The sequence below is a fragment of the Microbacterium sp. zg.Y909 genome (assembly GCF_024626565.1).
The window spans coordinates 1-8854 of sequence record NZ_JANJFJ010000182.1; the positions used below are offsets into that span (position 1 = coordinate 1).

Sequence of the window (8854 nt, forward strand, 5' to 3'; positions counted from 1 at the left end):
GCGGCTCACTGCCCGGTGTAGGTCTCCACCTTGACGACCTCGACGCTGATCTGGCGGCCGTTGGGGGCGGTGTACGACGTGGAGTCGCCCTCCTTCAGTCCCAGGATGGCGGAGCCGAGCGGCGACGCCTCGCTGTAGACATCCAGCTCGGAGTTGGCGGCGATCTCGCGGTTGCCCAGGAGGAACACTTCTTCGCCCCCGGCGACAACGGCGGTGATGACGGTGCCGGGCTCGACGACCCCGGTGGACTGCGGGGCGGTGCCGACCTTGGCGTTCTTCAGAAGGTGCTGCAGCGTGCGGATGCGCGCCTCCTGCTTGCCCTGCTCGTCCTTGGCAGCGTGGTAGCCGCCGTTCTCCTTCAGATCGCCTTCTTCGCGCGCGGATTCGATGCGCTTCGCGATCTCCTCGCGCCCGGTGGTCGACAGGTGCTCGAGTTCGGCGACGAGACGGTCGTAGGCATCCTGCGTGAGGAACGTCTCGGGGGCGTCGGTGGACACGGCGGTCTCCTTCGTGGGGCGGTGGTGGCGCTCGGGCCTAAGCCAAACGCCCCGGCGACAGCCGGGGCGCGATGCGTTCACAGCAGACTACGCGAACCAGCAGGAGTTCACCAAACCTGTCGTGGCCTCGGCGGTGGTCGGGATCTTCTCGGTGAACACCTGGATGCGGCCGGCCTCGAGGGGCATCTCCACGACGCGCCAGCCCACCACGCCGTGCTCTTCGTCCTGGGCCTCCAGGGCGCACGCGACGGTTCCGTCGACGGGTGCCACGACCTGGAAGGTGACGGTCACGGTGTGCTCGTCGACGACGGAGTACGCCGTGGCATCCACATCGACGGACGACATGCTGGTGGCCACCGTGCTCCAGCCCAGCGCGACGGTGGCGCTCACGGCGACGGCCGCGACGATGATCCACCACGCGCGGGTGCGGCGGCGTGAGGTGCGCCGGCCGTAGCGCTCGTCGAGGAACTGCTGCGTCGTCATGGGTGGGTCTCCGGGAGATTAGGCTTGAATCAAGGTTAGGCGCTCCGGCGCGGAACGAGGTTCTCCATGCTGTCTGTGATCGACGCCCTCACGCTGATGGCGGCGTCTGTGCCGACCCCCGAATCGACCGTCGATCCGGATCTCGTGACCCCCGGACCCTGGGGGTTCGCCGCGATCGCCTTCATCGCCCTCGCGGTGATCGTGCTCGTCTGGGACATGCTGCGGCGCGTCCGCCGCGGCCGGTATCGCTCCGAGATCCGCGAGGAGCTCGACGCCGAGGAGCAGCGTTCCGACCGCGACGACAGCACGGGTACTCCGCCCACGCGCTGATCAGCCGCGGTGGAAGGCCGGATGCAGTGCGATGAGCAGGCACGCCGTCCAGTGGCAGAGGAATGCCAGCACTGTGCAGGCGTGGAAGATCTCGTGGAAGCCGAAGTGGCCGGGCCACGGGTTCGGCTTCTTCATGCCGTAGACGATCGCGCCGGCGGTGTAGAGCAGTCCGCCGACGACGACCAGCACCATCATGGCCACATTGGCGGCGAGAAGGTCGCCCAGGTACATCACCGCGGCCCATCCGAGTACGAGGTACAGGGCCACGTAGAGCCAGCGGGGTGCGTCGATCCAGAAGACGCGGAAGAGGATGCCGAGCAGCGCGCCGCCCCACACCAGGGACAGCAACAGCACGGTCTTCGGCGTCGGAAGCGCGAGCACGGCGATGGGGGTGTAGGTCCCGGCGATCAGCAGCAGGATGTTCGCGTGGTCGATGCGCTTGAGCACCGCGAGCGTGCGCGGCTTCCAGTTGAACCGGTGGTACAGCGCGGAGTTGCCGAACAGCAGCAGCGAGGTGGCCATGAAGACCGCTGAGGCCCACTTGGCCGGAGCGCCCTGCGCCACCGAGATGAGCACGATCCCCGCGACGATGGCCACGGGGAAGGTGGCGGCGTGCAGCCAGCCGCGCCAGGTCGGCTTCAGCTCGACGTGGCCGCTGACGGCAGCAGCGTCGATGAGGGGCAGCTCGGGCATGTCAGCGCCCTCGGATTCGGTACGTCTCGACACGACTCCCACCCTACGCGCGGCTGCATGCCGGGGGCCGCACATGATCCATCCCGCCGGGCGCGCTAGCGTATGACCGTGACGACCGGCGGGACGAACCAGGGGCGCGGCCTGCTCTATCGGCTGTACATCGCGCGTCTGCGCCGACAGCTGGCGGGAGCGACCGTGCCGCATCACGTCGCCATGATGATCGACGGCAACCGCCGCTGGGCGCGGCAGCTGGGCTACGCGTCGGCAGCGCAGGGGCACCGGGCGGGCGCAGCCAAGATGCAGGAGTTCCTGCGTTGGTGCGACGACCTCGGCATCCCCGTCGTCTCGCTGTACCTGCTGTCCACAGACAACCTGCAGAAGCGCGACTCCCAGGAGCTCGCAGATCTCATCGAGATCATCGCGGAGCTGGCCGAGGAGCTCTCGCACGAACCGGGCTGGCGGGTGCGCCCGGTGGGGCGCATCGATCTGCTGCCGCCGGAGCTCGCCCGCGTCCTGGCAGATGTCGAGGCGCGCACCCGGGACAACACCGGCCTGCACGTGAACCTCGCGGTGGGCTACGGGGGTCGCTCCGAGATCGTGGACGCGGTGCGCCGCATCATCTCCAAGCACGATGAGCAGGGCGGCTCGCTGGAAGAGCTCGCGGCGAGCCTCACCCCCGAGCAGATCGGCGAGCACCTGTACACCGGCGGGCAGCCCGATCCCGACCTCGTGATCCGCACGTCGGGCGAGCAGCGACTGAGCGACTTCCTCTTGTGGCAGTCCGCCCACAGCGAGTTCTACTTCGTCGAGGCGCTCGGGCCGGACCTGCGCGAAGTCGACTTTCTGCGCGCCATCCGCGACTACGCAACGCGGGACCGACGCTTCGGAGGCTAGCCTGACCCGTCGCGGTCGCCGTGAGAGAATGGAACCGTGACCGGGTTGCAGTCCTATCTGGATACCTTCGATGCGGAGCCGGGATACCTCGACTGGGCGAAGTTCGGCCCGCTGTCCCCGTCCGTGCGCGCCGAAGCGCACGCCGACGCGGAGCTTCTGGGCTCGGGGCGCACGAGCGGAATCGACCTCGTCGCCGGTCGCGCCGACGAGGCGCGCGAACTGCTGGCCGAGCTTCTCGCCACCACGGCCGACCACGTGACCCTGCAGCCCTCGACGACGCACGGACTGATGCAGGCCCTGTTCGGGCTCACCGGCGCCGTGGTCGTCTCCCGCCACGAGTTTCCGAGCCTCAGCGTCGCTGCCGAGCGCGCCGCGGCGCTCGGGGGAGCGACCCCGCGCTGGCTCGAGACCCCGGACACCCTGGTGACCCCGGATGCCGTGCGCGCGGCGCTCACGGACGACGTCACCGCGCTGGCTGTCAGCGCCGTGGACTACCGCACCGGCTACCGGGCAGATCTGGCAGGGCTCCGCGACGTCATCGGCGATCGCCTCCTCATCGTCGACGCCATCCAGGCGTTCGGCGTGGTCGATGAGCAGTGGGACGTCGCAGACGTCGTATGCGGCAACGGGTACAAGTGGCTCCGCGCCGGGCGCGGGACGGGCTTCGCCTCTTTCTCGGACCGGGCGCTCGAGCGCCTCACCCCCGTGCTCTCGGGCTTCGCCGGCATGGGCGGCGCGGTGGGCGCGTTCCCGGTTCCCTCGCCGGTGCCCGGCGCGCAGGCGTACACGGTCACCGAGCCCGACCACCTCGCGACGGCCCGGCTCGCGACGGCGGTCCGCGATATCCGAGATGCCGGTGTGTCCGAGGTCGCCGACCTGGTGCGCCAGCGCGCCCGCGAGATCGCTGCTGTCGCCGAGCGGTTCGGCTTGACGGTGGTGACACCCCGCGAGGCCTATCGCCATGCGGGCATCGTGTCGCTGGCGCCCGAGGCCGGCGACACGGCACCCCTGGCGGCAGCGCTGGCCAATCACGGCGTCGCGGCCTCGCTGCGGTCGGGCTTCGTGCGCATGGCCGCGCACGCCGGGACCGGCGAAGACTCGCTTCGACTGCTCGAAGGCGCGCTGGCCGAGTTCGCAGGCACCCGCATGCGCTGAAACGCAGATGTCACCTGACGGTCACACATCGCGGGCGTGTCGGACAGCGCGGGGTCGGTAGCCCGGACGTACCGTGATGCCAGCGGGCAAGGTGCCCGTTCGGGTCGGCCGGAGATCGCGACCCGTGACCCCTCGGTCGACTCGTGACTGCCGGGTGAGCACCCGGGTCGGGAGTGGGTTGTGACCACACGAGCACCACACGCGCAGCAGGGCCGGATCGAGAACGACGTCACCGCGGACCAGGATCTTCGCACCTATGTGCTCGACACGTCGGTGCTGCTCAGCGATCCGCGGGCGTTCTTCCGTTTTGCGGAGCACTCGGTCGTGATTCCCGTCACGGTCATCACCGAGCTGGAGGGCAAACGCCACGACCCGGAGCTGGGATACTTCGCGCGTCAGGCGCTGCGGCATCTCGACGAGCTGCGGATCGAGCACGGGCGGCTGGACTTCCCCGTCGCCGTCGGCACCGGGGGGACGCTGCGCGTAGAACTCGCCAACACCGACCCCGGCGTGCTTCCCGCGGGCCTGCGGCTGGGCGACAACGACACCCGCATCCTCGCTGTTGCGATGCACCTCGCGCAGAACGGCCAGGAGGTGACGGTGGTGTCCAAGGACCTCCCCATGCGGGTCAAGGCCGCCTCGCTCGGCATCCCTGCGGAGGAGTACCTCGCCGAGCAGGCGGTGGACTCCGGGTGGACGGGCGTGGCCAGCATCGATGTTTCGGGGGATGAGATCAGCGACCTCTACGAGAGCGAGGTCGCCGCCGCCGACACCGTCACCGGCCTGCCGGTGAACACCGGACTGATCATCCACTCCGAGCGGGGATCGGCTCTCGGGCGGGTCACCGGCGACGGCGGGTACCGCCTCGTACGCGGCGACCGCGAGGTGTTCGGGCTTCATGGGCGTTCGGCAGAGCAGCGCATCGCGATCGATCTGCTGCTGGACCCGGAGGTGGGCATCGTGTCGCTCGGCGGCCGTGCCGGCACCGGCAAGTCGGCACTGGCGCTCTGCGCCGGACTGGAGGCGGTGCTCGAGCGTCAGCAGCAGAAGCGGATCGTGGTGTTCCGCCCGTTGTTCGCCGTGGGCGGGCAGGAGCTCGGGTACCTTCCCGGCGATGCGCAGGAGAAGATGAACCCCTGGGGTCAGGCCGTCTTCGACACGCTCGGTTCGATCGTCTCGGGCAACGTCGTGGAAGAAGTCATCGCCCGAGGCCTGCTCGAGGTGCTGCCGCTGACCCACATCCGGGGGCGATCGCTGCACGACGCCTTCGTCATCGTCGATGAGGCGCAGTCTCTGGAACGCAACGTGCTGCTCACCGTGCTCAGCCGTATGGGCCAGAACTCGCGGGTGGTCCTCACCCACGACGTGGGCCAGCGGGACAACCTGCGGGTGGGGCGCCACGACGGCATCGCATCCGTGATCGAGACGCTCAAGGGTCACGCCCTGTTCGGGCATGTCACGCTCACGCGTTCTGAGCGGTCGGCCATCGCCGCGCTGGTGACCGAGCTGCTCGAGGCCGGCGAAACGAGTTGATGCCGGGTGGGGCACCATGAGAACAATCTCATGGCCGGGCATTCCCATACGAACCGGCATGGGTGAACATAGAACTACCGCCTAAGCGGCCAGCGCGAAGACCCCCAGCTTCGCCTCACGAGAACCCCCGGAGCATTCCGCCCCGGGGGTTCTCGCTGTGGGAGGCGGCAGTCACTCCCAGCGGTAGCCGGAGCCGCGCACGGTGGCGATGTGGTGCGCACCGAACTTGGCTCGCAGGTATCTCACGTACACGTCCACGACGTTCGAGCCGGGATCGAAGTCCATGCCCCACACGCGGCTGAGCAGCGCCTCACGGCTGAGCACTTCGCCGGCGTGGCGCAGGAACTGCTCGGCGAGTGCGAATTCCCGGGCGGAGAGGTCAACGTCGCGACCGCCGGCGGTCGCGCGGCGCGCCAGCACGTCGAGGGTGACGTCGCCGTGGGAGATCACGCCGGCCGCCGCCGCGCTCTCCCGCAGCCGGGAGCGCACGCGCGCGAGCAGCTCGGCGACGACGAACGGCTTCGGCACGTAGTCGTTGGCCCCGGCATCGAGGCCGTCGACGGTGTCACGCGTGCCTGAGCGGGCCGTCAGGATGATGACGGGTACCGTCGATCCGAGCGCGCGCAGGCGACGCAGCACCTCGATGCCGTCCATGCCGGGGAGCCCGACGTCGAGCAGCACGAGATCCACACCGGGATCGGTGGCCCGTTCGAGCGCCTCGGGGCCGTTCTCGGCCACGTCGACGCTATGGCCCTCGGCCGTGAGGGCGCGACGGAGCAGCGCCGCGATGTGCGGCTCGTCGTCGACCACCAGGATGCGCGTCATCATGCGCTTGCCTCTCTCTGCAGCACCACATCGCCCGCGCGCACGGGCGCGGGTGCGGCTGCCCCCGTCCCCAAAGGTACGGCTATCGTGAACGTCGCGCCGCCACCCGGCGTGTCGGCGACCGTGCAGTGACCGCCGTGTGCGCGCGCGATCGTGTCGACGATGGCCAGGCCCAGGCCTGATCCGCCGACGCTGCGCTTGCCGACGTTGCGGTCGAACCGTCGGAAGATGCGGTGCCGGGCTGCCGGCGGGATACCAGGCCCGTGGTCGCGCACCCACAGCTGCGCTCCACTGGCGTGCAGAGAACTGCCGATCTCGATGGGGGCTCCCGCCGGGGTGTACTTGGCGGCGTTGTCGGCCAGCTGCAGCCAGGCCTGCAGCAGCCGGTCACGGTCGGCTCTGATGCGCCCGGAGGCGGCGGTCTCGATGTGCCAGTCGTGGTGGGGGATCACCGACACCAACTCTCCGACCCGCTGGGTGAGGGCGCCGAGGTCGACGACCGAAAAGCTGAAAGAGTCGCCGTCCACCGACGCCAGCAGGTCGATGTCGTTCACGAGCCGTGTCATGCGGTCAAGTTCCCCGATGCCGATGTCGCGCACAGCGGCGACATCGGCGGCGTCGTCGACGTTCATCGTCTCGAGATGGCCGCGCACGATCGTGATCGGGGTCTTCAACTCGTGTCGCACATCGTCGAGCAGCTGGCGCTGCGTCTCGAACGACGCCTCCCACCGCTCCGCAGCATCGCCTTCGCCCGCGCTGGCGCCGGACGCCGCCGGCAGCGCAGCCAGCCAGTACGCCACAGCGAGCACACCGACCGCGAGCAGGGCAGCGAGCAGGTAGACCGCTCCGCCGAGAAGCACCCGCTCGGGGGGCAGGTCGGATCCGATCGCAAGGACCGCGGCGGTGACGGCGCCGGCCATCACGAATCCAGCCGATGCCACTCCGAGCGTGATGCCCAGGGTGCGGCGCTGCGCGCGGCCCTGCCGTGGCGTGCGGTTCACCCTCCGATTATCAACCAGGCCGGGTCATCGAGAGCAGGTCGAGTTTTTCGTCGAGCTGCTCCTCGGTGATCTCTCCGCGTTCCAGGTAGCCGAGGTCGGCCACGGCCTCACGGACGGTGATCCCCTGGGCGACGGCGTGCTTGGCGATCTTGGCGGCCGCCTCGTACCCGATGAGCTTGTTCAGCGGCGTCACGATCGACGGCGACATGCCGGCGAAGGCGGCGGCGCGTTCGAGGTTCGCCTGAAGCCCGTCGATCGTCTTGTCGGCCAGCACCCGCATGGCGTTGGAGAGCAGTCGGATCGACTCCAGCAGCGCCGTGCCCATCACCGGGATGGCCACGTTGAGCTCGAACGATCCCGACGCACCCGCCCAGGCGACGGTTGCGTCGTTGCCGATCACACGCGCGCACACCATGAGAGTCGCCTCGGGGACGACGGGGTTCACCTTGCCGGGCATGATCGACGAGCCGGGCTGCAGATCGGGGATGTGCAGCTCGCCGAGGCCCGTGTTGGGGCCGGAGCCCATCCACCGCAGGTCGTTGTTGATCTTCGTCAGCGACACCGCGATCGTGCGCAGGGCCCCGGATGCCTCGACGAGGGCGTCACGGTTGGCCTGTGCCTCGAAGTGGTCCTTGGCCTCGGTGATGGGCAGCTCCGTCTCGGCGGCCAGCAGCGCGATGACCTGCTGCGGGAATCCGAGGGGTGTGTTGATGCCGGTGCCGACGGCGGTGCCGCCGAGCGGGACCTCGCCCACGCGGGGGAGCACCGCCTGCACCCGCTCGATGCCGAGGCGGATCTGGCGGGCGTAGCCGCCGAACTCCTGGCCCAGGGTCACGGGGGTGGCATCCATCAGGTGCGTGCGACCGGACTTGACCGCGTCCTTCCAGAGCTCCGCCTTGGCCTCGAGCGCGACGGCGAGGTGGTCCAGTGCCGGGATGAGGTCGTCGATGAGCGCCTGGGTGACGGCGATGTGCACCGAGGTGGGGAACACGTCGTTCGACGACTGCGAGGCGTTGACGTGGTCGTTGGGGTGAACGGGGGAGCCGAGCTTGGCGGTCGCAAGGGTCGCCAGCACCTCGTTCATGTTCATGTTCGACGAGGTGCCGCTGCCGGTCTGGTACGTGTCCACGGGGAAGTGGGCGTCGTGCCGGCCGGTGATGACCTCGTCGGCGGCGGCGGCGATCGCGTCGGCGATGGCGCCGTCGAGGGTGCCGAGCTGCTTGTTGGCCAACGCCGCTGCCTTCTTCACGCGGGCGAGGGCGGCGATCTGGGTCGACTCGAGGCCGGTGCCGGAGATCGGGAAGTTCTCCACGGCACGCTGGGTCTGCGCGGCGTACAGCGCGTTCTTGGGCACCCGCACCTCGCCCATGGTGTCGTGCTCGATGCGGTACTCGGTCTCTGCCATGACGGTCACGTCCTCGTTTCCTTGCTGGTGATGGGTTT

10 protein-coding genes are annotated in these 8854 nt (G+C 69.5%); 4 read left to right on the forward strand and 6 right to left on the reverse strand.

Annotated features, from left to right (window positions below):
• Positions 1-5: 5 nt before the first annotated feature.
• Together greA and NQ160_RS13445 are read right to left on the reverse strand one after the other, a co-directional pair.
• Positions 6-497, reverse strand: coding sequence for a transcription elongation factor GreA (greA, locus tag NQ160_RS13440; RefSeq protein WP_257515725.1), 492 nt, complete (start codon positions 495-497; stop codon positions 6-8).
• Positions 498-584: 87 nt separating this feature from the next.
• Positions 585-980, reverse strand: coding sequence for a DUF4307 domain-containing protein (locus NQ160_RS13445; RefSeq protein ID WP_257515726.1), 396 nt, complete (start codon positions 978-980; stop codon positions 585-587).
• Positions 981-1046: 66 nt separating this feature from the next.
• On the opposite strand from NQ160_RS13445, the gene NQ160_RS13450 reads away from it, so the two are divergent.
• Positions 1047-1310 (forward strand): hypothetical protein, encoded by a 264-nt coding sequence (locus NQ160_RS13450; protein WP_257515727.1) that lies wholly within the window; start codon positions 1047-1049, stop codon positions 1308-1310.
• Here NQ160_RS13450 and trhA read toward each other — a convergent pair whose 3' ends face one another.
• On the reverse strand, positions 1311-2003 hold the full coding sequence (gene trhA / locus NQ160_RS13455; protein WP_257515732.1) for a PAQR family membrane homeostasis protein TrhA: 693 nt from the start codon (positions 2001-2003) through the stop codon (positions 1311-1313).
• Positions 2004-2105: 102 nt separating this feature from the next.
• Here trhA and NQ160_RS13460 point away from each other — a divergent pair, with 102 nt between their 5' ends.
• The 3 genes from NQ160_RS13460 to NQ160_RS13470 all read left to right on the forward strand — a co-directional run bounded on the left by NQ160_RS13460 (position 2106) and on the right by NQ160_RS13470 (position 5585).
• Complete coding sequence (locus NQ160_RS13460; protein WP_257515728.1) at positions 2106-2897, forward strand: isoprenyl transferase; 792 nt, start codon at positions 2106-2108, stop codon at positions 2895-2897.
• 36 nt (positions 2898-2933) lie between these two features.
• Positions 2934-4052 (forward strand): aminotransferase class V-fold PLP-dependent enzyme, encoded by a 1119-nt coding sequence (locus tag NQ160_RS13465; protein ID WP_257515729.1) that lies wholly within the window; start codon positions 2934-2936, stop codon positions 4050-4052.
• 180 nt (positions 4053-4232) lie between these two features.
• Entirely contained in the window at positions 4233-5585 is a 1353-nt protein-coding gene (locus tag NQ160_RS13470) for a PhoH family protein (protein ID WP_257515730.1), read from the forward strand.
• A gap of 171 nt (positions 5586-5756) precedes the next feature.
• Here the strand turns inward: NQ160_RS13470 and NQ160_RS13475 are convergent, their stop codons facing one another.
• Genes NQ160_RS13475 through NQ160_RS13485 form a run of 3 tightly spaced genes read right to left on the reverse strand, consistent with a single transcriptional unit; the run spans position 5757 to position 8816 of the window.
• The gene (locus tag NQ160_RS13475) at positions 5757-6410 is read right to left on the reverse strand and encodes a response regulator transcription factor (protein ID WP_257515733.1); all 654 of its coding nucleotides are present in this window, start codon (positions 6408-6410) and stop codon (positions 5757-5759) included.
• Positions 6410-7411 carry a sensor histidine kinase gene (locus tag NQ160_RS13480; RefSeq protein ID WP_257515731.1) on the reverse strand — a complete coding sequence of 334 codons (1002 nt, stop codon included), beginning with the start codon at positions 7409-7411 and terminating at the stop codon, positions 6410-6412. The genes NQ160_RS13475 and NQ160_RS13480 overlap by 1 nt, the downstream gene beginning before the upstream one ends.
• A 10-nt stretch (positions 7412-7421) precedes the next feature.
• Positions 7422-8816 carry a class II fumarate hydratase gene (locus NQ160_RS13485; protein ID WP_257515734.1) on the reverse strand — a complete coding sequence of 465 codons (1395 nt, stop codon included), beginning with the start codon at positions 8814-8816 and terminating at the stop codon, positions 7422-7424.
• Positions 8817-8854: the final 38 nt, after the last annotated feature.

Coding starts and splice junctions, on each gene's coding strand:
- trhA (WP_257515732.1), bottom strand. CDS start 2,003: ATGCCCGAGCTGCCCCTCATCGACGCTGCTGCCGTCAGCGGCCACGTC.
- NQ160_RS13475 (WP_257515733.1), bottom strand. CDS start 6,410: ATGACGCGCATCCTGGTGGTCGACGACGAGCCGCACATCGCGGCGCTG.
- NQ160_RS13445 (WP_257515726.1), bottom strand. CDS start 980: ATGACGACGCAGCAGTTCCTCGACGAGCGCTACGGCCGGCGCACCTCA.
- NQ160_RS13450 (WP_257515727.1), top strand. CDS start 1,047: ATGCTGTCTGTGATCGACGCCCTCACGCTGATGGCGGCGTCTGTGCCG.
- NQ160_RS13460 (WP_257515728.1), top strand. CDS start 2,106: ATGACCGTGACGACCGGCGGGACGAACCAGGGGCGCGGCCTGCTCTAT.
- NQ160_RS13485 (WP_257515734.1), bottom strand. CDS start 8,816: ATGGCAGAGACCGAGTACCGCATCGAGCACGACACCATGGGCGAGGTG.